Source organism: Ciceribacter ferrooxidans (genome assembly GCF_004137355.1).
GTDB lineage: Bacteria > Pseudomonadota > Alphaproteobacteria > Rhizobiales > Rhizobiaceae > Allorhizobium > Allorhizobium ferrooxidans.
Genome location: NZ_SDVB01000383.1, coordinates 1 through 254, shown reverse-complemented (window position 1 = coordinate 254; position 254 = coordinate 1). Strand labels below are relative to the sequence as shown.

1 protein-coding gene is annotated in these 254 nt (G+C 62.2%); it reads right to left on the bottom strand.

Annotated elements, in window-relative coordinates:
• Positions 1-214, bottom strand: a 214-nt coding sequence (locus EUU22_RS23575; protein ID WP_165351280.1) for a hypothetical protein, incomplete at its 3' end; no start/stop codon positions are given.
• Positions 215-254: the final 40 nt, after the last annotated feature.

Here is a 254-nt window from a genome sequence, read left to right as displayed (position 1 = left end):
AGGAGATCATGCCCCCCGCGGTGCTGCTGGCGATGGGCTGGGACAGGAGCGTGCTCTGACTCTCCATCAGCTCCAGCGGCTGGGACGGGATCTCGCAGAACTTGGGACTCGGCAGGTTCTCCCAGTCCGTCCCTAGATCCGTCTCGTCGTCGCTGACGTGCTCGTCCCCGCTTTCATCCGTCTCGCCCGCGCCACTGGGATCCACGATCTCCATGGAGTCTTCTAAATCAGCGTTAATTTCAAAGGGCCCGGAC